General features: G+C 59.8%; 30 protein-coding genes and 1 other RNA gene. 24 read left to right on the top strand and 7 right to left on the bottom strand.

Going from position 1 to position 24933, the window contains the following annotated elements; all coding sequences use genetic code 11:
• Positions 1 to 28 precede the first annotated feature (28 nt).
• The 23 genes from AC0J5Z_RS10505 to AC0J5Z_RS10395 all read left to right on the top strand — a co-directional run bounded on the left by AC0J5Z_RS10505 (position 29) and on the right by AC0J5Z_RS10395 (position 19712).
• The gene (locus AC0J5Z_RS10505) at positions 29 to 1561 is read left to right on the top strand and encodes a hypothetical protein (RefSeq protein ID WP_475039115.1); all 1533 of its coding nucleotides are present in this window, start codon (positions 29 to 31) and stop codon (positions 1559 to 1561) included.
• Positions 1539 to 3110, top strand: a complete 1572-nt coding sequence (locus AC0J5Z_RS10500) for a phage portal protein (protein ID WP_475039112.1) — start codon at positions 1539 to 1541, stop codon at positions 3108 to 3110. The genes AC0J5Z_RS10505 and AC0J5Z_RS10500 overlap by 23 nt, the downstream gene beginning before the upstream one ends.
• Before the next feature lie 2 nt (positions 3111 to 3112).
• Entirely contained in the window at positions 3113 to 3907 is a 795-nt protein-coding gene (locus AC0J5Z_RS10495) for an HK97 family phage prohead protease (RefSeq protein ID WP_179018555.1), read from the top strand.
• A 10-nt stretch (positions 3908 to 3917) separates the two neighbouring features.
• The gene (locus AC0J5Z_RS10490) at positions 3918 to 5126 is read left to right on the top strand and encodes a phage major capsid protein (protein WP_475039109.1); all 1209 of its coding nucleotides are present in this window, start codon (positions 3918 to 3920) and stop codon (positions 5124 to 5126) included.
• A gap of 60 nt (positions 5127 to 5186) precedes the next feature.
• Entirely contained in the window at positions 5187 to 5453 is a 267-nt protein-coding gene (locus AC0J5Z_RS10485; RefSeq protein WP_475039106.1) for a hypothetical protein, read from the top strand.
• Between the two features lie 21 nt (positions 5454 to 5474).
• The gene (locus AC0J5Z_RS10480) at positions 5475 to 5999 is read left to right on the top strand and encodes a hypothetical protein (protein ID WP_475039103.1); all 525 of its coding nucleotides are present in this window, start codon (positions 5475 to 5477) and stop codon (positions 5997 to 5999) included.
• A gap of 1 nt (position 6000) precedes the next feature.
• Positions 6001 to 6336, top strand: coding sequence for a hypothetical protein (locus AC0J5Z_RS10475; protein ID WP_475039100.1), 336 nt, complete (start codon positions 6001 to 6003; stop codon positions 6334 to 6336).
• Positions 6336 to 6638, top strand: a complete 303-nt coding sequence (locus AC0J5Z_RS10470; protein WP_475039096.1) for a hypothetical protein — start codon at positions 6336 to 6338, stop codon at positions 6636 to 6638. Before AC0J5Z_RS10475 ends, AC0J5Z_RS10470 begins: the two co-directional genes overlap by 1 nt.
• Positions 6631 to 7035, top strand: a complete 405-nt coding sequence (locus AC0J5Z_RS10465) for a hypothetical protein (RefSeq protein ID WP_475039092.1) — start codon at positions 6631 to 6633, stop codon at positions 7033 to 7035. The genes AC0J5Z_RS10470 and AC0J5Z_RS10465 overlap by 8 nt, the downstream gene beginning before the upstream one ends.
• A 51-nt stretch (positions 7036 to 7086) precedes the next feature.
• The gene (locus AC0J5Z_RS10460; RefSeq protein ID WP_475039088.1) at positions 7087 to 7755 is read left to right on the top strand and encodes a hypothetical protein; all 669 of its coding nucleotides are present in this window, start codon (positions 7087 to 7089) and stop codon (positions 7753 to 7755) included.
• A 95-nt stretch (positions 7756 to 7850) separates the two neighbouring features.
• A complete protein-coding gene (locus AC0J5Z_RS10455) occupies positions 7851 to 8012 on the top strand; it encodes a hypothetical protein (protein ID WP_475039084.1) in 162 nt (53 codons plus the stop codon).
• A 30-nt stretch (positions 8013 to 8042) separates the two neighbouring features.
• Positions 8043 to 8396, top strand: a complete 354-nt coding sequence (locus AC0J5Z_RS10450) for a hypothetical protein (protein WP_475039080.1) — start codon at positions 8043 to 8045, stop codon at positions 8394 to 8396.
• A 32-nt stretch (positions 8397 to 8428) separates the two neighbouring features.
• On the top strand, positions 8429 to 8833 hold the full coding sequence (locus tag AC0J5Z_RS10445; protein ID WP_475039075.1) for a hypothetical protein: 405 nt from the start codon (positions 8429 to 8431) through the stop codon (positions 8831 to 8833).
• A 19-nt stretch (positions 8834 to 8852) separates the two neighbouring features.
• Positions 8853 to 12323, top strand: coding sequence for a peptidoglycan DD-metalloendopeptidase family protein (locus AC0J5Z_RS10440; protein ID WP_475039070.1), 3471 nt, complete (start codon positions 8853 to 8855; stop codon positions 12321 to 12323).
• 237 nt (positions 12324 to 12560) lie between these two features.
• Entirely contained in the window at positions 12561 to 13313 is a 753-nt protein-coding gene (locus tag AC0J5Z_RS10435; protein ID WP_475039066.1) for a hypothetical protein, read from the top strand.
• Positions 13310 to 14449, top strand: coding sequence for a Gp37-like protein (locus AC0J5Z_RS10430; protein ID WP_475039062.1), 1140 nt, complete (start codon positions 13310 to 13312; stop codon positions 14447 to 14449). Before AC0J5Z_RS10435 ends, AC0J5Z_RS10430 begins: the two co-directional genes overlap by 4 nt.
• Positions 14449 to 15444, top strand: a complete 996-nt coding sequence (locus AC0J5Z_RS10425; protein WP_475039058.1) for a hypothetical protein — start codon at positions 14449 to 14451, stop codon at positions 15442 to 15444. Before AC0J5Z_RS10430 ends, AC0J5Z_RS10425 begins: the two co-directional genes overlap by 1 nt.
• Positions 15441 to 15863 carry a hypothetical protein gene (locus tag AC0J5Z_RS10420; RefSeq protein WP_475039053.1) on the top strand — a complete coding sequence of 141 codons (423 nt, stop codon included), beginning with the start codon at positions 15441 to 15443 and terminating at the stop codon, positions 15861 to 15863. Before AC0J5Z_RS10425 ends, AC0J5Z_RS10420 begins: the two co-directional genes overlap by 4 nt.
• 7 nt (positions 15864 to 15870) lie before the next feature.
• Entirely contained in the window at positions 15871 to 16224 is a 354-nt protein-coding gene (locus AC0J5Z_RS10415; RefSeq protein WP_475039048.1) for a hypothetical protein, read from the top strand.
• Entirely contained in the window at positions 16221 to 16700 is a 480-nt protein-coding gene (locus AC0J5Z_RS10410; RefSeq protein ID WP_475039044.1) for a hypothetical protein, read from the top strand. Before AC0J5Z_RS10415 ends, AC0J5Z_RS10410 begins: the two co-directional genes overlap by 4 nt.
• An 11-nt stretch (positions 16701 to 16711) precedes the next feature.
• Complete coding sequence (locus AC0J5Z_RS10405) at positions 16712 to 17089, top strand: hypothetical protein (protein WP_475039039.1); 378 nt, start codon at positions 16712 to 16714, stop codon at positions 17087 to 17089.
• A 3-nt stretch (positions 17090 to 17092) separates the two neighbouring features.
• Entirely contained in the window at positions 17093 to 17530 is a 438-nt protein-coding gene (locus tag AC0J5Z_RS10400) for a hypothetical protein (protein ID WP_475039036.1), read from the top strand.
• A gap of 67 nt (positions 17531 to 17597) precedes the next feature.
• Positions 17598 to 19712 (top strand): SGNH/GDSL hydrolase family protein, encoded by a 2115-nt coding sequence (locus AC0J5Z_RS10395; protein ID WP_475039032.1) that lies wholly within the window; start codon positions 17598 to 17600, stop codon positions 19710 to 19712.
• Positions 19713 to 19766: 54 nt separating this feature from the next.
• On the opposite strand, the gene AC0J5Z_RS10390 is transcribed toward AC0J5Z_RS10395, so the two are convergent.
• On the bottom strand, positions 19767 to 19976 hold the full coding sequence (locus AC0J5Z_RS10390; RefSeq protein WP_475039029.1) for a hypothetical protein: 210 nt from the start codon (positions 19974 to 19976) through the stop codon (positions 19767 to 19769).
• 296 nt (positions 19977 to 20272) lie between these two features.
• On the opposite strand from AC0J5Z_RS10390, the gene AC0J5Z_RS10385 reads away from it, so the two are divergent.
• A complete protein-coding gene (locus tag AC0J5Z_RS10385) occupies positions 20273 to 20644 on the top strand; it encodes a hypothetical protein (protein WP_475039027.1) in 372 nt (123 codons plus the stop codon).
• A gap of 1 nt (position 20645) precedes the next feature.
• On the opposite strand, the gene AC0J5Z_RS10380 is transcribed toward AC0J5Z_RS10385, so the two are convergent.
• The 6 genes from AC0J5Z_RS10380 to AC0J5Z_RS10355 all read right to left on the bottom strand — a co-directional run bounded on the left by AC0J5Z_RS10380 (position 20646) and on the right by AC0J5Z_RS10355 (position 24879).
• On the bottom strand, positions 20646 to 21809 hold the full coding sequence (locus AC0J5Z_RS10380) for a tyrosine-type recombinase/integrase (RefSeq protein ID WP_475039025.1): 1164 nt from the start codon (positions 21807 to 21809) through the stop codon (positions 20646 to 20648).
• A complete protein-coding gene (locus AC0J5Z_RS10375) occupies positions 21802 to 22182 on the bottom strand; it encodes a DUF6221 family protein (RefSeq protein ID WP_475039021.1) in 381 nt (126 codons plus the stop codon). The genes AC0J5Z_RS10380 and AC0J5Z_RS10375 overlap by 8 nt, the downstream gene beginning before the upstream one ends.
• Positions 22175 to 22354, bottom strand: coding sequence for a hypothetical protein (locus AC0J5Z_RS10370; RefSeq protein WP_475039020.1), 180 nt, complete (start codon positions 22352 to 22354; stop codon positions 22175 to 22177). Before AC0J5Z_RS10370 ends, AC0J5Z_RS10375 begins: the two co-directional genes overlap by 8 nt.
• 100 nt (positions 22355 to 22454) lie before the next feature.
• Positions 22455 to 22823, bottom strand: a transfer-messenger RNA (tmRNA) gene (ssrA, locus tag AC0J5Z_RS10365).
• A gap of 92 nt (positions 22824 to 22915) precedes the next feature.
• Positions 22916 to 23386, bottom strand: coding sequence for an SsrA-binding protein SmpB (gene smpB, locus AC0J5Z_RS10360; protein ID WP_017198498.1), 471 nt, complete (start codon positions 23384 to 23386; stop codon positions 22916 to 22918).
• Between the two features lie 77 nt (positions 23387 to 23463).
• On the bottom strand, positions 23464 to 24879 hold the full coding sequence (locus AC0J5Z_RS10355; protein ID WP_475039015.1) for a peptidoglycan DD-metalloendopeptidase family protein: 1416 nt from the start codon (positions 24877 to 24879) through the stop codon (positions 23464 to 23466).
• Positions 24880 to 24933: the final 54 nt, after the last annotated feature.

The following is a 24933-nucleotide window of genomic DNA, read 5'->3' as shown; positions in this document are numbered from 1 at the left end:
GACTGAGCCGAGGTTGTGGACTCAGCCGTTGCGTGAGTTGACGCCGGAGACTTCTCTGGGGTTTGAGGCTATTGAGTCTGCCCGCATCGCAGGCCGGCATCTGCATCCTTGGCAAGAGTGGTTCCTGATCCACTCCCTTGAGCTGGCCCTTGGTTCCTTCTCGACTGACGATTTCCCGGTGCTGCGGTTCAAGACTGTGTTGCTGTTGGTGAGCCGTCAGAACGGCAAGAGCTTCATCATGTCCACTCGTCTGTTGTGGCGGATGATGATGTGGGATGGCCCTGAGGCTGAACCTGCTTTGATCCTTGGCGCCGCTCACAAGTTGAATGCCGCCGAAGAGATCCTGGACCTTTCCGCTAAGGCGCTGCAGCGTTCCGCCGGCCGGAAGTACATTGCCCACAAGTCCAACGTGAACGGCAACAAATACCTCGAGCTGACGAACGGGACGCGCTACAAGTGCGAGGCGGCATCCGATGACGGCGGCCGTGGCCTGTCCGTGACAGACCTTGCCTTTGATGAGCTCCGCCAGCAGCGCGACTGGGAATCTTGGTCCGCGTTGACGAACACCACGAACGCCCGCTTCTCTTCACAGATCATTGCGGTTTCGAATGCTGGCACGTCCAAGTCTGATGTGCTGCGCGGTCTCCGCAAGCAGGGTCTTGACCGTATCGCGGACTGGGAAAAGTACGTCGAGTCTGGGATCTCCTCCATTGAGGAGTTCGCGAACTCGCACGATACGACGATGGGCCTTTTTGAGTGGTCCGCCCCTGACGACTGCGATATTTGGGACCGTGACGGCTGGGCTCAGGCTAACCCCTCCATGGGTTACGAGGATGAGAACGGCATCGCGTACGTCACTGAGGCGATGCTTGCGTCTAAGGCTGCTCTCGTTGGTGTCGGTACGGCTGAGGGTGTGCCTGAGCATGTTTTCCGTACTGAGAACCTTTGCCAGTGGGTTGCGCTTGCTGCTGAGGGCCCGTTTGGTCCTGGCGTGTTTGAGGCCTGTGTTGATCCGGAGTCGCGGATCGCGAAGGATTCCCCGCGGGTCTTGACGATTGACACTTCCCATAACCGGGCGTACACGTATCTGGCTGTTGCTGGTTGGCGTGATGATGGGTTGCCTCACTGTGAGGTCATTATGAAGCGGCCCGGCACTGAGTGGGTTGTGGATGCGGTCAAGAACAAGCTGGCGTTTACTCCTGACGCGGTGATCGTGCAGGGACGTGGTGCTCCTGCCTCATCTCTGATCGAGTTCCTTCGTCTCGCTGACATTGAAGTGACTGAATGCCAAGGCAATGACCTTGGCAGCGCTCACGGCCAGTTCAACGACCGTGTTGTGGGTAAGTCCATTCGCTTCCGCGACCAGGGCACGTTGACGCTGGCGGCCGCTGACGCGGTCAAGAAACCTTTGCAGGAAGTCTGGGTGTGGAACCGGGCTAAGTCTCCCGTGGATGTCGCGCCTTTGTGCGCTGTGACGTTCGCGCTGTGGGGCTTGGAGATGTTCAAAAACGGTGCTGTCACTCAGACGGCCTATGGCGATGATTACGAGAAATGGTGGTGAGTACGTGGGATTCCTGAACTCCATCACCAGAGCCATCCTTGGCGGCTATCCGTCTAAGCAGACGTTCCGCATTGATTCCGAGCACACTGGAACTTTTCTGTTGCACGGTAATGGTGACGCGAACAGTGTGGAGGGAATGAGCCCCGCGGCGATGTGGGCTTCTCAGCCGCATCTTCGGACGGTGATTGACTTCCGCGCCCGTAACTGCGCGCAGCTTGGTCTGCATATGTTCAAGGCTGAGGGTGAGCAGAATGTGCGGGTCCGCGGTTCTGTGGCGCATGGGGTTCTGAAGAAGCCCAACACGCACATGACTGGCCCGGAGCTGGTTTATGACTTGGTTGCTACCAGCTCTCTGCATGATGTGGCCTACTGGCTCATTTTGTCGCGGACTGACGGTGTTGCCGGCAAGCAGATTCAGCCAGTCCCACCGGATTGGGTGACTCCCGGGGATCCTGTTGAGTTCGAGATCCGCGAATGGACTGTGTCACCGCCGTTCACTGACAAGTACATCAAGGTCCAGGCCGATCAGATGGTTGTCTTCCCTGGGTGGAATGCTTTGTCGCCGTTCACGGCTTCTTCGCCTGTAGAGGCGCTGCGCTTGATCCTCGAGGAGCAGCACCACGCTCGCGTCCACCGCAAGCAGTTGTGGAAACGTAACGGCCGGGTGGGGACGTACATTTCCCGCCCGAAGGATGCCCCGTCTTGGGACGGGACTGCACGCAAGCGCTTCAGTGAGATGTTCGAGGCGTTCACCGGTGACAAGGGTGAACGTGCCGGCGGTTCTCCGCTCATGGAAGACGGCATGGAGCTCAAGCGTGTTGGCTTCGCTTCCGCTGATGAGCAGTGGTCCGATTCGGTCAAGCTCTCGCTCGAAACCGTGGCGCAGGTCTACCAGGTAAACCCGACGATGGTCGGTGTTCTGGACTCGGCCAACTACTCGAATGTGCGGGAGTTCAACAAGAGCCTCTACACGAACACTCTTGGCCCGATTCTGCGTCTCATTGAGGCCAGGCTGAACGCGTTTGTTCTGCCGCTGATTGGTGCCGCCGAGGGCGAATTTGTGGAGTTCAACGTTGAGGAGAAGCTGCGGGGTTCCTTCGAGGAGCAGGCGGCCATCATGTCAGCTTCCGTGGGTGGACCGTGGATGACCCGTAACGAGGCCCGCAGGATCCGCAACTTGGCCCCAATTGATGGCGGTGACGAGATCATCACGCCGCTGAACGTCCTTGTGGGCGGGCAAGCTTCACCCCAGGACGGTGGTGAGCCTGTTGTTGAGGCTGAACCAAAGGTCATTGCCGAGGTGTGGCGCAAGACGCTCATACGTCAACAGGCAGTGGTCCCTGGCAAAGGCTGGGAAACCGAGCGCTGGGACCGGGAGCTGACTGCGGACCTGACTGCGGCAGGAGTTCCTGGCGCCGAGAAATTGGCATCTCACCTCAACGCCAAAGTAAACGCCATCTGGCATGACGAGGGCGTGACTCCCATGGAGCTCGTTGCGCGTCTCGACCAAGGAATCATAAAGCCCGATCTTGAAGGCATTGAGGAGTAACCGTGAAGCTGAAAACCAGCCCCGTGACCATCAAGGCCGCCGGCGTCGATGACGGCTTGGAAGAGGGGCAGTTCACCGGGTACGCCTCAGTGTTCGGCAACAAGGACTCTTACGGTGACGTCGTCGTGAAGGGCGCATTCGCTGAGTCCCTGGCCGCGTATGGCGAGAAGGGCGCTGGCGTTCCGGCGTACTGGTCTCACCAGATGCAGGACCCGGACATGAACATCGGCAAGACCGTCGAAGCCTACGAGGACGATCACGGTTTGTTCGTGAAGGTCCAGCTTGATCTTGAGACTGCCAAGGGCCAGCAGGTCCACCGGCTGATCAAGGATGGCCGCGTCTCTCAGATGTCCTTCGCCTATGACGTGCTTGAGGGTGCGTGGGTTGATGAGAAGGACGCTGACGGGAACTACAAGGGCCACTACGAGCTCCGCAAGATGAAGCTCCACGAGGTGTCTGTTGTCCCTGTGGGCGCGAACCAGGAAACCGAACTGCTGGCCGTCAAGGGCGGGGCAGTTGAAATCTCAGGTACGGGCAATGACCTGCACCTGAGCCTGAAGCTTGGCCGTGCAATATCGGCCAAAACGGAGTCCAAGATCGTCGCGGCGCGGGATGCGCTGAACGAGATTTTGGAGTCCACCAAAGAGTCTGACGAATCGGAAGTCAGCGACGAGGAACCGAAGAGTGGCAAGCCTGAGGAGCTGGAAACGGCCAAGGGTGAGGACCGCACGGAGGTCAAGGCGCGTAACGGCAACCCTGACGTAGCACTCGCAAACCTTTCACTACTCGACATCTAAAGGAGATGCCATGAATTTGAAAGCACAGCGCGAGACTGCGGCTAAAGCTGCACGCGCAATCGCTGAAGGCGCGAAGGCCGCAGAGCGCGACCTGACCGCTGACGAGGTCACCAAGATCAACGGTCTGGTTGAAGAGGTCAAGGGCCTTGATATCCAGATCAAGGCTGCCGAGGAAGCTTCGGCGCTGCTGGACACCATCGGCACCGGCCCGGAGGTCAAGCAGACCCCCGCCCAGACCACCGCAGCAAAGTCCCTGGGTGAGCACGCCGTCAAGGGCTTCGGCGAACAGCTCGCCAAGGTCAAGGGTAGCTCCGAGCGCTTCTCGTTCGGCACGTCCGAATACAAGGCTGCAACGGACTCCCACGCCCGCGCTGACGGCGGCGCACTGCACGCACAGATCGATGAGACTGTGGTGCAGGGCTTCCGTGAACGCCCGACAGTGGCTTCCTGGCTGGGCAGCGGCACCCTGACCGCTGCGTCCATCACGTACTACGTGGAAGCGCTGAAGGAAGGCGCGTTCTCGGCCGTAGCTGAAGGTGGCCTCAAGCCGCAGCTTCACTACACCTACGACCAGGTCAACGACGCGCTGACCAAGATCGCCGGCCGCGTCAAGATCAACGACGAAATGGCAGAAGACCTGCCGTTCCTCGTCTCCGAGATCAACGGGCGACTGCTCTACGATCTGGTCATGTTCGAGGAAGCTCAGCTCCTCAACGGCAACGGCACCGCCCCGCAGCTCCGCGGACTCCTGAACCGCTCCGGCGTCCAGGTTGAGGCGTCCACTGCTGCTGCGGACAACGCTGACGCCGTCTTCCGTGGCATCACGAAGGTCCAGACGGCCACAGGTCTGACGGTTGATGGCATGGCCATCAACCCGCTGGATTACCAGAAGTTCCGCCTGTCCAAGGACGCCAACGGCCAGTACTTCGGCGGCGGTATCTTCACCGGCCAGTACGGCAACGGTGGCATCCCGCAGCAGCCCGGTCTCTGGGGCCAGAACACCATCGTTACCTCGGCAATCGCCGCGGGCACGGTGCTGGTTGGTGCCGGCAAGCAGGCCGCAACCGTTTACCGCAAGGGCGGCGTGCGTGTTGAAGCGACGAACTCCAACGAGGACGACTTCAACTACAACCGGATCTCCATCCGGGCAGAAGAGCGCATCGCTCTGGCCGTCCGTAAGCCTTCCGCTTTCGTGAAGGTCACCCTTTCCAACCTGTAGGCACTCGCTGATGGTGGCGCGTTCATCACGCGCCACCATCGCTTTCCCTGAGGAGGGGACATGGAAGTTTACGAAGTGTTGATTAACGGCATCCCGCATACTGTCCAGCTGGATAAAGCGCCCAAGGATGCCAAGCCTGGCAAGGCTGGCACGGAGGACCCCAAGAAGTCCGAAGAAGCTGCCAAGGCTAAGGAAGAGGCAGAAGCGAAGGCGGCAGCCTCAGCAGCGGCGGCCGCAAAGAAGGAAGCGGAAGAAGCTGCCAAGGCTGCCGAGTCCGAGAAAGCCAAGCAGCCAGCCAACAAAGCATCTACTCCGGCCGCGAAGTAGCCACAAAGGAAGGGAGTTGCCATGCCAATACCACCCATCGTGGAACTGACTGACGGCTCCCTTCCCAAGGGCCCACAGTTCTGGCTGGATGCAGCCACAGCCCAAGTCCGCCGCTACTGCGAATGGCACATCACCCCCGAAGTCCAAGAGGAACTGATCCTTGACGGCTCTGGCACGCGGTCACTCCTGATCCCGTCCGGGCATGTCAAGAGCCTTGTCTCCTGCACTGACCAAGGGGTTGATGTCCTTGCTGACGTTGATGTCTCCGAAAAGGGAGTGTTGACGCGCAGGTCCGGATGCTGGTCTAAGCGGAACGGTAGCGTTCGCGTCACTGTTCTGCATGGCTTTGAGTCCGCCCCGGATGTGGCCGGCGTTATCGCCGAGGTCGCGGCCCGCGCTGCAACCTCGCCGGGAAACGTCGTGCGACAGAACACAGGGCCCATGGGCGTCGGATACGCAACAGTTGGCGGGGCTCCTATCAGCCTGCCGTTATTGCAGTCCGAAAAGGACATCCTCGCGCCGTACAAACTCGTTTGGGGGCCATGACATGGGCATTGTGAGCAGCTTCCCAAGGACTTGGCTCACCGACGTGACCGTGTTGCGCGGTGGCGGCCGTGACCCAAAGGGCAACCCGTTGCCGGTGACTGAGATTCCCGTGTCTGACTGCATCATTGCGGCCCGGGCGACGTCGGAACCCACTGACCGGGCGGACCTGATCGCAAGCACAGCGGTTCTGTACCGCGACCCTGACCCAAGCTTCTCGTTCCTCCCGAAGGATCGTGTGCGTGTCCCTGTTGGCGCGCTGATGGCTGGTGAGTGGTCTGTTGATGGCTTGCCGGGTGAGTGGCCGCTTGGTGTTGAGGTTGGGTTGGTGAGGCCCTGATGGCGCTGCGGAGGCTCCGCGGTTCGAAGAGCTATTCGGCTGATGATGCGGGGCTGAGGGAACTTGGTTCGACGCCGAAGGTTGCGGCTGCTGCTCTTGAGGCTGGTCAGCGTCTGGCTGGGAATGCTGAGGCTGTTGGCCGTGGGACGTATGAGGCTAAACCGGCGATTGTCACGGTTGGTTGGCAGAACGAGAAGCGTGCTGGTGCTGTGGTTCGGGAGGTTGACCCGGATTTCAGGGATGCGCGTGATTCGATTCTGCTCCGTGTGATGGCGTCTATGAAGGCGGTGTCCGGTGATTGATGGTCTTGTCTTCCCTGATGTTCGTGAGTGCCTGACTGACCTTGTGGACGGCACAGAGCATCTGGATCAAACAGTCCGGATGGTCTGGCATTTGCCGGCTGATAAGTACGGAGCGCTTGAGGGACCTTTCCCGGTTGTGCTGGTGTTCACGAACGGCGGCACCCAAGGGTTCATTGACCGCGTGGACCGGGTGACGCTGGAATGCTACGCACCAGGCACGCAAGCCGTGAACACTCTGGAATCCATCAAAGCTTTCATTTGCGGCACTGACATTGAGACAGATCACGGCTACTTGGACAGCATCGAGTCCGACCAGGTCCCCGAGGATGTCCCGTACACCTCGGACACCTTGAATAAGGCGACGGCGACTTTCACGGTCACGTCCCGCCCCCTCTAGCCCCTACTGGGGACAAACAATTCACATTGCCCTTGAAAGGGGTTCATTGCCATGCCAACATTCCAGACAATTCAGCAGGAATCGGATGAGCGCGCTCTTATCCGCAAAATTCAGCGAGCCATCGGCTTCATTGCCCCGACGTCGGTAGATCTTCCGGACACTCTTTTCACCGGCGCCGGCGCGCTGGTGGATCTGAAGGCCGCAGGGTTCCTCCCCATCGGCATGGTCACACCAGACGGCTGGGAATTCGGCCGAGACGTGTCCAAGGAAGACGTGGCCGCTCTCGGCTATGCCGGGGCTGTCCGCTCCGACGTGACAGAGGTTGCCCGCTCGGTGACCGTGACCGCGTTGGAGTCCGGCCGCAAGCACATGCTTGAGCTCACCTACGGCACGGACCTGACCGCGACGACTCAGGAAAATGCCACCGGCGAGATCGTCTTTGACGAGCCTGACCTTCCCGTTGGCCAGGAGTACCGGTTGCTCGTGATCGGCTCTGACGGGCCGGCTGCTGAGAACTGGATCTTCGGCCGGGGGTTTGGCCGCGTGAAGCTGTCTTCGACGGATTCCCAGAAGTGGGGTTCCAGCGATCCTGTGTCCAGCGCGTTGACGTTCGATGTCTTCACGGATGACGAGATCGGCACGCCTGTCCGCCATTACATGGGCGGCACTGGTGCTGTGCTGCACAAGACGGTCCTGGGCTTCACCGCAGTCACGCCGTAACCAATAGACCGCGGGCCGTGCCACTTTTCCGGGTGGTAGTGGCGCGGCCCGCTTCAAGCCTTCCAACCACCCGCATTGCACGAGAGGGATAGATCATGCCCCGATTCATTTCCAAGGACGGCCAGCACGCCGTTGAGACGCCTGTTCCCCGAGAAGCTGCTGAGCTTCGCTCCCAGGGGTTCACGGAGCAGAAGGCCAAGACGGCCGCTGTGAAGGAATCCGACGCGGCCAAGCCCGCAACCACGCCCAGCAAGTAAACCAAACCACCACCACCCGGAGGTAACACCATGACTGACACCCCGAAGATCAATCTTGTACTCGCTGACCTTGAACAGGAGATCGCCAAGCCTGAACCTTTCACGGTTGTCCTGTCGAAGAACAAGCGGATCACGTTCAAGGATCCGTTCGGTTTCAAGCTCTCCGAGCGTGCCGAAATTCTGGGGATCTACGAGGCAACGCAACGCGGGGAAGCTGATGACCTTGATCTCCTAAAGAAGATCCTGTCCCCGGCTGACTTCGAGAAGTACATTGCCGAAGATTTGCCGATGCGGACACATGAGGCGCTGACCCAACGGGTCATGGCTCACTTCCAGGGCTCTCTGGGTAGCGCGGAAAAAGGCAACGCCTCTGCGGGCTCCTAGAGCGCTACCTCCGCGAGATCCGCTGTGACCTGATGCAGGTTTATGGCGTTGATCTTGCGGCTTGGTACGCCGCTGGCCGGTGGGTGGCCTTGCTCGATTACATCGACGGGCTGCCCGCCGCTAGCCGGCTCAACGAGGCGATAGCGAATGACCCTGAAGCCGCTAAGGCTATTGCAGCCGCGCATCAGGGTAAAGACAGTGAACCGTGGGCGCCGCGCACTGCTGAGTGGGATCTCCACGCGTCCATTCTCAGCCGGATCGCAGACGGCATCCAAGTGCTAACGGCGGCGACTATCAAGGTCAACGGTGGCAAGCCTGGCGATGTTAAGCCGTTCCCCACCCCGAAGTCTGAGATTCAGGCGGCCATGAAGGCTGCCGAGCGTGAATGGGCTGTGCAGTTCGCCAGCCAGTTTGGTTTCTCCGCGGAGGACCTGTGACAACTCAATAGGAGGCCCCATGCCCGTCATCGGCGTAGCTGAAGTATTGGTCAAGCCCTCTTTTCAGGGCGCTCAGCAGGCCGTTGGGCGAGAGCTTGACAGTATCGCAGTTATCGAGGGCGACAGGGCCGGCAAGACCATGGGCCAGCGTCTCGGCGGTGCGCTAAAGGTTGGTGCTCTGGCTGTCAGTGGGGCAGCGATCAGCGGACTTGGCGTGGCTTTGACGAAGGGGTTCGGCCGGCTTCAAGCCATCGAGCAGGCCAAGGCCAAACTGTCAGGGCTGGGCCACGATGTGCAGTCCGTGACAACGATCATGAATGACGCGATGGCCGCCGTGAAAGGCACCGCGTTTGGGATGGATGAAGCGGCCACCGTTGCCGCTGGCGCCGTGGCTGCTGGCGTGAAGCCGGGCAAGGAACTTGAGCGGACGCTCCGTCTGACCGGCGATGCTGCAACTATTGCCGGCGTTGGCATGTCTGATATGGGCGCCATTTTCAACAAGGTTGCGTCTTCCAACAAGGTCCAGGGTGACGTCATTGCCCAGCTCAACGACGCGGGCATTCCCATTGTGCAGTTGCTCGGCAAGGAATTGGGTACCACCGCAGAGCAGACGCTGAAACTTGCTTCTGAGGGCAAGATCAACTTCGAGACCTTCCAGAAAGCAATGGATGCTGGCCTTGGCGGCGCAGCACTTAAGTCTGGCGATACGCTCCAAGGCGCTTTCAAGAACGTCATGGCCTCGGTTAGCCGTATCGGCGCGAACCTGCTCTCTGGCGTGTACCCCATGTTCACTAAGTTCTTCCAAGGGCTCATCAAATGGATGGAGCCGCTGGAAGCGACAGCGAAGGTTGCTGGTGTCGCTATCGGGCTGTGGATGCAGTCCGCCGCGGACAAGCTCGTGGGCTTGCATGATGTCCTTATCAAGGGCGACTTCACAACCGCGTTCAGGGAAGCATTCAACGTCGAGGAAGATTCTGACCTTGTCGGCTTCCTGTTCGGGCTCCGTACCTTCTTCATCGATACCTTCACTGAGATGCGTGGCGGGCTGTCCGCGTTCGGCGCTGCATGGCGGGCGAACGATGGAGACGTGACATCTTCCGGCTTTCCAGGCTTCATGGAACGGGCGGCTTACTTCACTCACCAACTGGTGGACGCTGCCAGGCAATTAGACTTCAGCTCCGTCGAAGGGTTCTTTGCTTCATTGAGCACGGCCGGCGGAACGGCTGGTGGTGCTTTTGCGAGCATCGGCGACTCTTTGCAGGCGCTGACTCCGGCGTTTCAGGAGTTCTTCAAGATCCTCCCTGAGGTCAGTTCGGCTATGACCAAGGTGGCAGGCGTGGCACTGAACGTCCTCGTGGGCGCGCTGTCATTCCTCGCTGATCACGTTGACACGATCATCGCGTGGATGCCTGCCATTGTCGCCGGATTTATCGCGTGGCGTATAGCTCAGAGTGCCCTGACTAGCGGCACGCTGGCGATGCAGGGGGCCCAACTTCTGATGACGCCTGTCATCACGTTGAACAACATCCTGCGGATCGCCGCTATCCGGTTGGAGAACCAGCAGACACAGGCGACTATCGCCAACACGCTTGCTCAGAGCTCTAACAATGCAGCCGCAAATACGGGTGTTTTAGCTCAGATGCGCGGTGCTCTTGCATCTGCCGCGTTGCGAGTCAGCACGGTTGCTTCCACAGTCGCTATGTGGGCCCAGACTGCGGCGCAACGAGCACTTAACCTTGCGATGTCAGCGAACCCTATTGGCCTCGTTGTCGTCGCTATCGCGGCCTTGGTGGCTGGGCTTGTTTGGTTCTTCACTCAGACGGAGCTTGGCCAGCAGATCGTTCAGAACGTGTGGGGCGCTATCCAGACGTTCATCGGCGGGACTGTGGCGTGGTTCCAGACGTATGTGTTGCCTGTCATCCTCACCGTCTTCCGGAACGTCGGCGCTGTGTTCGAGTGGCTGTGGCTCAACATCATTCAGCCGGTCTTCGGGTTCATCGGCGCCGTGATTGGCGCTTGGTGGACTGTCACTGAGTGGATTTTCAGCGCGCTCGTAGCGGTCATACAGAGAGTCATCGCCCCGGCCATTATGTGGCTGTGGACGAACGTGTTCCAACCCGTTTTTGGGTTCATCGGGGCACTGATTTCAACGTGGTGGAACTTCATCGTGAAGCCGATCTTCGACGGTGTTGTGTGGTTCGTGAACAACGTTCTGGGGCCGGCATTCAACTGGCTGTACCAGAACGTGATCAAGCCTCAATTCGAGGCTATTGGCGCGATTATCAAGTGGGTGTGGGAGAACACCATCAAGCCGGTGTTCGACTTCCTCAGCGATGCCATCACGAAAACCATCCCGAAAGCCTTCGAAGATGGCGTGAATTTCATCAAGACGCACTGGGACAAAATCCAAGACATCGCCAAAGCTCCGGTGAAGTTTGTCGTGGACACGGTCATCAATAAGGGCCTAATTGCAGGGCTGAACGGGATTGGCTCTTTCCTTCAACTCCCAAAGCTTCCTGACGTTTCGCTCAACGGATTCGCTAACGGCGGTTACACGGGCCCGGGCGGGAAGTACAAGCCGGCCGGTATCGTGCACGCCGGCGAGGTTGTGTGGTCGCAAGATGACATATCCCGCTGGGGCGGTGTCGGTGTCGTGGAAGCGCTCCGCAAGGCTAAGGGCTACTTCACTGGTGGCCTTGTACACCCACTCCCGGGGAGCGTTGTTTCGCAGCCGTTCCATGGCGGTCACAACGGCATGGACTTCGCTGCGGGGACCGGCACGCCTATCCGGGCTGCTGGTCCTGGCCGTGTGTCTTCTGCTGGCTGGTCATCGTATGGCGGCGGTAATGAGATCCATATCGATCACCCGAACGGGTTGCAGACGTGGTACGCCCACTTGTCGTCGTTCGCGGTGAAGCTGGGCCAAATGGTCACGGGCGGTTCCAAGATCGGCGAAGTCGGCTCTACAGGCAACTCCACCGGCCCGCACTTGCACTACATGGTGCTGAACGGTGGGTGGCCGAATTACCGGAACCCGGCGGAGTATCTGGCGGGAGGTGGTGCTGGTGGGGATGGCGGCTTCAACCCCATCGCTGGCATCGTGGATGGCCTTGTTGACCAGTTCAAGAAGGCATTCCCGGGTGCTGGGATGTTCGCTGACCTCGCTATCGGGGCTGGCAAGAAGATCCTGGACGGAGCCGTTGATTTCGTCACCGGTCAAAGCGGCAAGGACAACATGGGCGCCACAGGCCTCCCGTATCTGCATGATCAGGGCGGCATCCTGCCTCCCGGGTTGTCGCAGGTTGTGAACCGCACCCGCAAGCCGGAGTACATCCTCAACCCGCAGCAGTGGAACGACATCCACAGCTTGGCGTCTGCGGGCGGCCGCGGCGGGGTCAACTTCAACGGCCCTGTGCATGTCCGCGATGAGAACGAGCTCGCGAGGATTCTGCGGACTTCGGAGCTCGACGCAATGGCGGTCTACCACTAGGCAAGGAGTCTCATGGGTATCAGTTATGCGACGCCTTACCGGCCTCCAGCGCCGGCCGCTAGCCCTTGGAAGGGTGCGGCTATGACGTGGACCGCGAAGGGTGTGACGTGGCCGCTGACTAGCCCGGCATCGGGGTTGTTCCTGATGCCGGGCGTGCGTGGTCTTGGCTCTATCGCCACGGAGCGTCATGCTACGTCGTCCCCGGCTGTTGCTGGGTCACGGCATGAGGGCAACTCGGTGCTTGACCGTGAAGCTTTTTGGCCGGTTCACATCTTCAGTGATGAGAGCTCCGCCGCTTGGGTGCTGCGTGACCGGGCGTTCTGGCAGGGCATGGACCCTGACGACACGGGCGTCTGGGAGATCACGTTGCCGGATAGCACGAAACGGCGGATGCGGTTGCGTTTCCGGAGCGACGGCGACCACACGGTGACATATGACCCGATGAAGCACGGCTGGCAGTCGTACGGGATCACGTTCGTTGCTGAGCAGCCGTTTTGGGAGGGTGACCCGGTTGTTAGGTCTTGGAAGAACGCGGAGTATCAGCCGTTCTTCGAGCCGACTGGGCCGCACATGTTCAATATCGGTTCTGGTGCGGATGTTTCGACGGCGACTATGGATAACCCTGGCGATGTTGAGTCTTATGCTCAGTGGTTCATTGATGGTGAGACAACGGCGGCTGCGGTTGGTGTTGGCGGGCTTGTGGTTGAGGTGCCGTTCAATGTGCCGGCGGGTAAGTGTCTGTTGATTCATTCGGATCCTGATCTGATCGGGGCGACGATGTACGACATTGTTCCGGGGTCTGAGGGTAAGAAGCCGTCTGAGCGTGTGCTTGGTTTGGACATGGTGAACCCGGTGGATCGTTCGGCGGACCTTGGTGAGGCTGATTTCGCGCCGATCCCGGCTGGTTCGAAGGTGAAGCTTTCCTTGTCTCTGACTGGTTCGGGCGTGGTTGAGGCTCTTCTGCCTACGTTGTTCAGGAGGGCTTGGTGAGTATCTTCCGGATTGGCGTGTATGACAAGGACCGGTTGTTTCGCTGCCAGATCGGTAACCCTTCCGCGTTGTCGGTGACTGTGCGTCATAACCTTGTGGCCACGATGGGCATCACTGTCCCGTTGGCGCATATCCGGATGTCAGAGCTAATGAAGGATGGCACCCGGTTGAAGGTCAGCTTCAAGGGTGGTCACCTGATCTCCGGCCCGATTGTGTCCGATGGGGGCGAATCAGACGGAGTCGCAGGACATGTGACATTCAACGTGGAGGATGACTTCCGCATTCTACGGAAGATCCTGGGCTGGCAAGTGCCGACTGCGGTACCTGTGGGTGGCTTCATTGACCAGTCAGCAGCCGAGTACCGGACGTACACGGGGGACGCTGAGACGATCATCAAGACGGCAGTCGCGGAGAACGGTGTGAACCGCTCGGCAATCCCCGGGTTGACTGTGGCGCCCAACTTCCACCGTGGCGCTGTAGTCCCGGGTGGCGTGCCGCTCCGCATGCACCCACTCACGGACCAGATGTTCCCGGCCCTTGAAAAGGCCGGTATCGGCGTGACCGTGAAGCAGGTCGGCGCAGATCTGGTCCTTGATGTTTACGAGCCCCAACTGTACCCCCGGAAACTGTCGGTGAAGGGTCGAACCCTGAAGAAGGCCTCGTGGACAAGGGCAAGACCCGATGTATCCCGCGTTGTGATTGGCGGCCAGGGCGAGGGTGTGGCTCGGAAGTTCCGCCAACTCATTGATACCGAACGCGAAGACCAGTACGGAGTGTGTGGTGAGGCGTTCCGGGATGCCCGGGATGACAACACTGATTCGGTTCTGGATGCACGTGGCCGGGAAACCTTGGACGAGAACGGCCCCAAGAACGGCCTGGCACTCGACCTTGTCGGAACTGGCATCTTCCAGTACGGCGGCCCGGACGGGTTCCATGTCGGCGACCGTGTCCCCGTGGATCTCGGCAACGGGCTCATCATCACGGAGACCATCCGCGAAGTCACCCTCAATTGGGTGTCGAAGGATTACGCCCAGATCAATCCGGCCATCGGAGAACTCACTAACCAGCCTGCGCGCATGTTCGCGCAGCGTATTGCCGCCCTTGCTAAGGGTGTGCGGAATCAGGAGCGTCGCTGATGCCTGTTGAATTCATTTCTCGCGGTTATGACACGACTCCGGAGAAGCCTTATGGGGAGGGTGCGTGGGCGAACGCTCACCCGTATATTGGTTCGGCCAAGTATGGGGTGGCTGGCGCGGATGACTGGAAGGTGTCCATTGTTGCCGGCGCTACCCGTACTGTGTCCATCTCGGCCGGTGTTGGCTGGGGTTGTGGTGTCACGGACACGACGACGGAGAACGAGACGCTGCAGTTTACGCCGTCCGCTTCTGGTACTCGTTGGGACACTGTTGCTGTCCGCCGTGATTGGACTCCCTCGGCTGGTTTGTCGAAGTTCGTTGTCATCCCGGGCGGATCCACGAAAGCCATTTCGGGGTCACGCCAGGCTGGTCCGGGAACGATCGATGAACAGCCCATTGCGTTGGTGCCGATTGTTGAGAACCAGTCACAGCCCGGCCCGATTGTGGATATTCGTTGTTGGGCGGCCAGTGGTGGGGTGTTCGCTAAGGACATCAACGCGTTGGCTTATCTGGCGCGGGTGGGCGCGATGGTCACTGTTGGTTCTGAGCAGTGGCAGTATGTCCTGATCGACAACGATATGCCGGACTGGGTGAGTGTTGGCGGTGTCCTCCGTGGGCCTGTGACGCTTGGTTTTGATTCGAATGTGTATCGGCAGATGGGGACGTGGATGGGTAACCCGGTCAAGGATGCCGCGGTGTCCAGGATCGGGAAGCGTGTCTCTTTGCAGGGTGGCTTGTCGAATAAGGTCACCATCCATTACGACACTCGGGACCCTGCCAAGCCTTTGACTGAGTACACGTTGGCTACTGTGCCTGCGGAGTTCGCGCCCAAGGAAAAGAGCGAACCGCTCACCCCGTTGCTGGTCAACGCGTATCAGTGCGACCTGCGAGTGAACACCTCGGGTGAAATCAAGATCAGCTTCCAGTCCGGCGTCCCACCGCAGACGGTCGGCAAGATGGTCTTCCAACTCGGCGGACTGGGGTGGAACGTATGAGCGTGAAATCCACCCTGCACGAGATTTGGCTGAAGGTCCAAGAGCCGCGGGCCCTGTCCGTGATCTATTTCTTCGCTTATCTGGCCATGGGGCTACTCGGCATGTTCGTGGCAACAGACCCGCCAAGGAACGTCGCATCAAGCCTGGGAACGGGCCTGTTCACGTTCTGGGGCATCCTGCTACTCGCGGGTGGCGCCCTCGGCTCGTTCTCTGTCTTGCCGGGCATTTGGTGGCTGGAACGTGCGGCAACCCTGATGTGCATGACAGCAGTCAGTATCTATGGGGTCACGATGGCAGCCGCGCCCGTAACTCAGCTGAGTCTTCGTATGGCCTCGCTCTGCTTTATTGCTTTCTCGATTCTCGCTTTCGCTGCCCGTCTGGTGAAAATACGGCATTACGCCTACGACCCTGAAAAGTAGGCCACCCATGGACACAACCCAACTGATCGTGACGCTTGTTGGGGCTGGTGGCGGTGGTGCTGCGCTGCTGGCCCTGATCAACGGTGGCGTCAAGTACCTGAGTGGTTCTGCTGGTCGGGAGCGGATCCGGAACACGACGTTGAAGGATCAGCGGAATGAGGCGTGGGCGGACGCGGAGAAGGAGCGTGCCCGTGCTGATCGTGAGCAGGCGCGTGCTGACCGTGAGGCTAGGAACCGCAGGCTGACTGAGGAATACGCATCCCAGCTTCGCCGGGACTGCACCGAGCATGGCATGGCCCCGCAGTCGCTCCGACCTTGGCCGCACCTTGAAAGTGACCCACCCAAAGGAGACACATCATGACTCGTCAGCTACGGATGCCGAATCCGAACATTCCGTGCAGGCCGGGCTGGTGCCTTCAGTACGTGCGGGAGGCGTTCGGAATCTACCCGGGCGTGTACCCGTCGGCTACGTCCGGATGGGCCAACGCGCAGTACAAGCACCAAGACCATAACTTCCCCAATGCGTGGGTGCCGCTGTGGTTCTTCATGGCTAACGAACCGCTGGGCCACGTGGTGCTGCGTGCCCCCAATGGCTCTATCTATTCGACGTCCGACCCGTCCACGGTGCCACACCATCACCCGAACCTTGCCGACCTGATGGCGTATTACGCCTACTGGGGTCTGCCGCTCACTTATCTCGGCTGGTCCGAGGATATCGAGACCGTCCGCGTTGTGGAGCTCAATGACTCCATCGAGTACGCCGGCGACACCAAGCCGACTCCCGTTTACACCGCAGACCAGTTGGTGCTGGTCAACCTTGGCATCCCTCTCCCGTAAAGGAAAAGATCATGAGCAAACTCCCCGCAGGCATGAGCAACGAACGCTACTTGCGGTTCACTCCGGAAGCGTTGGTGGAGGGTGGCCCGGCAATGAAGGGCGGCCTGTCCATTGAGCAGCAGATCGAGAAAATGCCTGTCGATGCTCTGTGGAACCCTCAGATTGACTGGGGCAAGTACAAGACCAGCGCCTACGGGCAGCTCGCTTTCAACGCCCAGGCACTCGCCCGGATCGAGGCGAATCAGCGGGCGGACCGCGCCATCCTGCAGCAGATCCTGGCGGCCACCGCGTCCGGCGCGGCAGTGGTCATCGACTATGACCGAATTGAGAAGGCCATCGCGGACAACATGCCCACCTTCGAAATCGTCCCAGTAACCAAGGAGGACTAGGCCATGGCTGAGCATCGTGCCCTGTCTACTCAGGAGCGTAACCCGCGTTCTGCTGTGCTGCGGACTGTCCTTGTGGCGGCTGTGGCGTTGTTCCCGCTGCTGAATGTGGCTCTCAAGATCGTTGTTGAAGAGCTCGAGCCGTACCGGGTGTACCTGCCTGAATGGCTGTTCGCTGCCCTGAACGTTTCGATCACGGTTGTGGTGGTGCTCATCGGCGTCTTCACCCGTGTCATGGCGATCCCGGGCGTGAATGAGTGGCTGCGGAAGTACGTGCCACTGTTCGCCCCCGAAGACGACAAGGGCGGCGAATTGCCGTCTGGTCTTGTGCGCGTGCAGAACCTTACTGGTCGCAGTGAGGCTGTCCTGACTGCGGATCAATGGGACGACGTAACCAAGACTTCCCGCTCTGACCCTAACGACGACCCCAAGCACAGCGCCTAACCACCCACCTGTTGCGGGGCGGACCTTACACAAGGGTCCGCCCCTTCACTTTTAAGGAGTCGCCACCGTGACTGATTACCCCTTTGAGATGGGCTTGGTTGTTGACCCGGACAACCCCGCTAACATCTCAGCTGGCGGCTCCGTCGCCATTTACGCCCCGGATGACCTCGCAGGCAACACGCTCCTGCCATTGAAGGACGCTAACGGGTTCGGGCTCGCTAACCCTTTGACGTCCAACGCCAACGGTTACATCCCGGCTTTCGTGGCGCCACACCCGCAGGTTCGTTGGCAGTCCGGCGACTTCTCCGGGTTCTTCAACTCCTTCACTGGTCTCCGGAACGAAGCAGTGGCCGCGAAGAACGCGGCAGAAACGTCAGCCGCCGCTGCTGAGGCTGCCGTTGAGTTGGCCCAAGCACCCACCGACGAGCAGGTAGACGCGGGGATCTCCAGGGCCAACATCCCCGGGCAAGTCGGAGCTGTCGTGCCTGGCTTGGTCAACGCACAAGTTCCGCCGCTTGTTGGGCCGCTCGTAGCCGATGCTGTGGCCAACGACCCCACAGTGATCAGCTCAGCCGCGAACATGGCACAATCCACTGTTGGCCTCGTGCCAGTCTGGAAAGCCAACACGGTGTACACGGCAGGGCAGAAGGTCATCGCGCCTGATGGTGATGTTGTGTCGGCTAAGGTCAACTTCACCAGCGCAGCGACCTACAACGCAGCAAACTGGAACCCATCCCCCAACGGCTCAACGCTGGCAACGATGTTCGGTCGCGAACTTCCGGACCGGGGCCGGGCAACAGTAGCAACCCACGGCAGCGTTGATAACATGACAGCGAACGGCATCTATCAGGTCACCCTATCCACTGACGCCAGCGGGTTGGGGCTACCATCCCCCAACGCAAGCGAAGTGAAGGTCTACAACGTTGGCACCATCGTCCACCAAGTACAAACAGTTCTTGGCGCGTCCTGGCAAACGTTGTACAGGCGCCGTGCAGGTGGCGTGTTCTCAACATGGGTTGACCCTCTGGCGACAGTCAACAACGCATTGAGCAACCGCATCGCGCCTTTCGAGGCGACAACCAAAGCCTATGTTGCCCAGTCCCGCTCTGCCGGAACCGCGTACTTCCTCAATGGGCCCCTGGCGATTACACAGCGGCAGCCGTTCCGCACGGGTGGCAATTGCAAGAGTTTCCGTCAGTGGTTTCAGAACTACGACGAGCGATCCAACACGCCCTACACAGGACAATGTGATATCACTGGTGTCTGGGTTGGAAAGGCAGCACTGGACTCGTTCGGAATACCCACGGGTCAGTTTGCATCCGCGCCAGTCCAGGTCAGCGGGGCGATAACGGGACCTACGGATGGTTCGCCGTTCTGCACCTCCCTTATCTTCCCGGCAACCATCGCCATTGACCCGACTGCCATGTACATCAGCAGCTACGGGGTGGTCACCGCCACGGGCATCCAGCACCGCACTCAGGGGATATCGTGGTCAACGGCATCCACTGCCAATGCTGGCCAAACCACAACTACCGCAACGCTCACGCGCAGCAACTTCTCCGCGTTGAACAGCTGGATCGAAGTCAACACCACGTCTTCCATCGTGGCCCAAGTCGGAGACTCCCATGTCGCCTGCGGAGCTGCGGACATGGCCGTCTATGATTCGGTCATCAACAAGTTCTGCTTCGCCAACGGCATGGTTCCAGTGAACATGGGGGCCGGCGGTTCCACCTTCGCAGAGTGGTCCAACATCGCCGAGCGTCGGTGGCAGAGGTACCTGACCAATAACGTCAAGCCGGATGCCTGGATTCTGTCGCTTGGACAGAACGATATCTACAACGCCGGGCTCACCTTCGAAGCGCTAAAGGAAGGCTTCTACGCGGTGGCGGCTATCGGGCGGCAGGTACTCGGCCCCAACATGTACCTGACCACGGTCAAACCGAGGAATGGGGAGTTCCAAACACCAGCGCAGAACGCTGTCCGTATCCAGTTCAACGACTGGCTTCGGACCCTGCCAGGCGGTGCTGTCGGGCTCTTCGACCTTGCGGCAGCAGTGACAGATGCGACGGGGGACAACCTCGATCTGCGTTACGTCACGGGCGACAAAGTCCACGCGCCTACAGCTGGCACTGACGCTGAAGCGAAGTCCATCAACCAGCGCATCGGATCTAAGAACGTCTAGCAACAGAAGAAGGCCCCTGCTCTCGTGTTGAGAGTGGGGGCCTTCTTTTCGTGGTTAACCGAGGTTTGATGCTGGCAGTGTCACTCTAACTTCGACTTCGAAGTCCGTCTCCGGCTGGCCAGTGAGGGCAACGACAGCGGCAGTGACGGCGTCCCGAATGTCACCGACATGCTCAACAGCCACCGAAACTTCAGGCATTTCTTTTGTGCTGGCATGCCACTGCATGTCCTCGATCCACCCGTAGGCTGAAATTGTCTGTCCCATGCCCCGTATCTTATCGCGAGCTACGTGGATGGTTCGGCGGCAGCGAGCACGTCCGCACCGTAGAACAACGTGTTTGGTCCATAGAACGGCCACGTCGCGGCGCAAACCCACTCGACCCCGTCTTCATCCACGCGGCGACCTTCAGAGTCGATATGGTTTGGGCAGTCACAACAATCGCAGCGGTGTAGCCCATTGTGGCCCTGCTCAAGGTCACAACCATGAGTGCCCCAGTAGACTTCGCAGCCTGTCATGTTCGCCATTTATCCAGTCTGGCACATCTTGGCATGATGGTTGGCATGAATATCCTCCCGCCGACGTCGTTCCTGCTCGAGGGCGTCACGTACGAGTTCATCCACCCGGAACGTGTAGGGTCCGTGGAGGACGTCCGCTCATGGGAGATGAGCAATCGGCCCAAGGTTCACGCACAGATACCACTGAAGGCAGGCGGCGTGGTTGCTGTCTACGCCCACGCAACACGCTGGAACCAAACCCAAATCAGCGTCCAATGGTACGACGACGACAACAACAGCCTCACCGCCTGGCTACCCAAGAACGACGTCCGGCCAGTCACCGAATCCGAATGGGACATCGACCAATACAACCGGTGCCCCGAATCGCTACGTGGCGTGCGATGGGGCAATAGATTCCCGGGCTTCCTGCCAGAGTGAGCTATCCCAACGCTTCAGCAGCAGCAAGGCCGCTGTTCTTACCGATCCTGGCGTAGATCTTGAGGGTGGTTTTGGGATCCTCGTGGCCCATGCGTGCTTGGACCTCATGGACGGGGATGTTCTTCTCAAGGAGGTGGGTGGTGTGAGCTGCCCGGATGTCATGGATCCGCGGCTTGCGCTCTAACTTTCCCTCATCAATGAGGCGGGCCATGAGTGGCTGCCAGTGCTCTTTGTGGAACCACGAGTTCCGTAGGTATTCGCCGTTCGGCCGGCTAAATAGTAGGTCGTCGCGTTCAAGCTTGGCCATGTGTTCGACCAGCTCTTCCGACAGGCTCATAGAGCACGGAATGTTGCGGACGGCCTTCTTGGACTTCGGCGGCCCCACAACCTCGCCTATGCCGGTACCGCCGTCCTTCCATGCGCGGGTGATGCGGAATATGCAGCGGCCATTGTCAGCCACCCGGACGTCTCGCTTACGGACAGCGGTCGCCTCGGCGTAACGCATGCCCGTCAATCCCAGTGTTCGGATGAAGAGCTTGTACTCGTCCGCGATTTCTCTCACGAGCATCTTTAGGTCATCCTCAGAGAGGTAGACCATATCTTCTTCGGCCTCTTCTGTGTCTGCCTCCGCTAGGCCGCGGGCCGGGTTGCTGCGCATGCGGTTGGCGGCCACAGCCGTTTTGAACGCATCCGAAAGCAGGGCATGTATGTTCGCTTTGGACTTCCGAGAGAGCGGTTGCCCGGTCGCCTGGTTGGCCCGTGGCATGGTCACAAGCCCGTCCATCCACAGGATGACCGCTTCGCGGTCCACGCGGTCCACAGGGGTCTTGCCAAGGTCACTGGAAGCAATGTGGTTGGCGAGGTGTCGGCGGTACTTGCTGATGGTGCCTGGCTGAGGCTTACGCAGCAGGTTGATATGGTCCTCAACCACTTCAGTCACAGTTGGTGCTGTAGAGTCCTTGCGCGTCTTGGCTTTGGCGGCCAGCTTGAAGCTGTTGCCGTTGGAGTCTAGGAAGTCCTTGAGTTCCACGGCTTTCGCTTTGGCCTCCCCTGGCGCGTAGTCCACGTCTTTGAAGGTGCGGGACTTCAGGCCTTGCTCGGGGTCCCGCCATGCCACAGTATGTGAGGCGCCCTTCTTGAGCTCACGCGTACGGATGCTAGCCACGGGCCCAAGCCTCCTGGTAGTCCGGGTGGTCAGAGTAGACGGCGGCGAGAGCGTAGAGCACGGCACTGCCAAGCTCAACTGTGTCATCGTTGCGCGTCAATGAGTCTTCGTGGTCTTCACGGCACTCCGCGATGATCGCCCGTTTCGCGTCGCACTCGGCAAGAACGCGAGCAGGGTCGTGGCGAACAATATGTTCAGCGACGATCTCGGGGCTATCAACATGCAAGCCGTCTACCCAGAAGGCATCCTGCCCGCTGGCCACGCAGGTTCCGTCATTGCCCCACACCCCGCCACTCATCATTGCGGCCGCGGCGTGGGCTGCCTGCTCATCCTCGGCAATCCTGGCTTCAAGGAACTCCGTGATGCTAGGCACTGGCCATCACAGCCTCGTGCGCGGCGTTCACTGACTTCTGCGCGTCCTTGAGTTGCGCCCGGTAAGTAGCCACGGAAACTGTCTTGTCTGGGTACTCGATGAGGAAACTGAGCCACTGCTGCGCTCCCTCGTACTGTTCCACCGCTTCTGCCCTGTCCTGTAGCTGAGCCAACTCGATACCCTATCTATGCCGTTTCTCGCCAACAAAATCGGGGTTCTGGCCAACAGCCAAAAAGAAAACCCCGGAAACACAAGGCTTCCGGGGCTAACTATAGTGGAGATGGGGGGAATTGAACCCCCGTCCGATGTCGTTTTGTCAGGGCTTCTCCGGGCGCAGTTCGCGTCGGATTTTCTCGGCCCCAGCCATCCTGCGAACAGGTGGCTGATCCGGGCCCAGTCATCTAAGAGTCCCGTTTACCTCAATGACGAAGGCAAACAGCAGTGGCTATCTAAATGACGCCAGGAACCGGGGCGATAGCAACCCCGGGCTGACGGACTGTCTTACTGCTTAGGCAGCGAGAGCGAAGTCAGTGCGCTTAGATTCGGCACTTATTGGTTTGCAGACAGCGTTTACGAGATAATTCTGCATCCTCGGCCCGCTTCACCTGTCGCGACTAACATCGTCGAAACCGATCATCCCCGTATTTTGTTACCAAACCCGCCAAGAGCCTTTCAACTCCTGTCGGACTACTTATCATAACGCATTCAATCGGCGAGTGATTCCCACCTGGTCCTAGCGTCGGTTGCGCTCCCGCAGCTCACGCAGGGATTCACGCTTGTCCTGCTGCTCACGGAGGGTCTGGCGCTTGTCGTAATCCTTCTTACCGCGGGCGATTGCGATTTCCACCTTGGCCCGGCCGTCCAGGAAGTAGAGCTGAAGGGGCACAACAGTGAACCCGGACTCGCGGATCTTCTGCGAAATCTTGTCCAGTTCATCGCGGTGCAGCAAGAGCTTCCGACGGCGACGCGCAGCGTGGTTGGTCCAGCTCCCCTGGTGATACTCGGGGATGTGGATGCCCTCCATCCACAGTTCGTCGTTGTAGAAGGTGCAGAAGCCATCAACCATGGAGGCATGGCCTTCACGGAGGGACTTCACTTCTGTTCCCATGAGGGCAATGCCTGCCTCATAGGTGTCCAGGACATGGTAGTTATGCCGGGCCTTCCGATTGGTGGCCACTACCTTACGGCCACTTTCCTTGGGCACGGTAGAACTCCTTGTTAGATGCGGATTTCAACTAGTGTACGCCAGCACCGGGTATTCCCCGCGCACTTCCCTGCGCGCTAGAGAAGGTTCATGGGATCCTCGGCAGCGCCGTTCAACCACGTTTCGAAGTGAGCGTGGCAACCCGTCGAGTTACCTGTGCTGCCCGAGTATGCGATGAGCTGCCCCGCCGATACCTGCTGGCCGTTCGCCACCACAATGCTGCTGTTGTGGTAGTAGATGGTGGTCAGCGAGTTGCCCTGCACCACACCATGGGAGAGTTTGACTCGCCATCCGCCGCCGTCGGCCGAGTTCCATCCCGAGTTGAACACCTCGCCCGCGGCTGCCGCGTAGACGGGGGTTCCGCACGCCGCTCCGAAGTCGATGCCGGTGTGCATGTAACCACCCGTGCCATAGAAGTCGATGGTGCCGGGCGGTGTCGCACGCCAGCCGAATCCGGAAGTGATGGGGACATAGCTTGCGAAGGGGTGACGAAGACCGAACGCTGACGGCGAACCAGCCGCCGGAGGTGAATATGGGGGCTCCGGAGGTGCCGGGCGTCCTTGGGCGGCTGCTGCAGCAGCCGCCGCAGCAGCAGCTTCTTCGGCGATCCGACGTTGTTCCGCTTCCCAGGCCTCCCTCAGCTTCCGGTCACGCTCAACGATTTCGGCGGCAACCGTACTCTGTTCGGCCTTCACCCGGGCAAGGTTGGCTTCGATACCCGGCTTGGCGGCCTGCAATTGTCCGTTGAGGCGGGTGGTGTCCTCGATCAGCTTGTCTACTTCGGCTTTCTTGCTCGCTGCCTCGTCCCTTGCCGACTTTTCGCGTTCAAGTGCGGCGTCCGCCTTGGCCTTCAGGTCTTGAATTTCTTCCTCGACGGCAACAAGCCTCGCCTGGGAGTTCACGTTGGTGGCGTTCTGCTGGGTAAGTTTGGTCATCGCAGCGTTCTGGCTGCGCATGGCCTGGTCAGCCAAATCCATGGACTCGGTCAGGCTGCCGGACTCACTGGACCCGAACAAAAGCGCAATATTGGTTGGAACACCGCCGGATTTGTACGCCTGGGAGGCGATTTGGCCGATCAGCTTCTTCGTGTCGGTGATCTTCTGCTTATCACTCTCCAACTGCTCGGTGATCTTGGCCTTGTTCTGCTGGGCAAGCTCAACCCTGGCAGCAAGTGCCTCGACTTCCTTGACTGCACTGGCCACCCGCCCCTGCGCCTCGAGCAGTGCCTGCTGGGCTCCAGGAAGCCGGCCTTGGTAAATCACCAGGTCACCCGCAGCCTTTGCGATGTTTGAGTCGACAAATTCGAGCGACGCCTGTACCCGGGCCGCTTCTGCTTCCAGCGCCGCTTGCTGATCCTCCAGGTTGTCGGCTTGGGCAACGGGGACGCCAGAGAGGAGACTGACAGCCAGACCCACAGCAAGAACCGCCCCCAGAATCCGAGCATGGCCTGACGCAAGGCGCCGGCGCAGGGGGTTCGGGTCCAACGTGGTCATCAGGAGTCCTTTTCGCTTGTCAGCATGGTTGTTCGTTGAGTCCAGGCCATCATG

The sequence above is a fragment of the Paenarthrobacter sp. TRD_SC_7 genome, from assembly GCF_056156245.1.
Note: the sequence above shows the minus strand (reverse complement) of the source record. Positions and strands in the feature narration are given on the sequence as shown.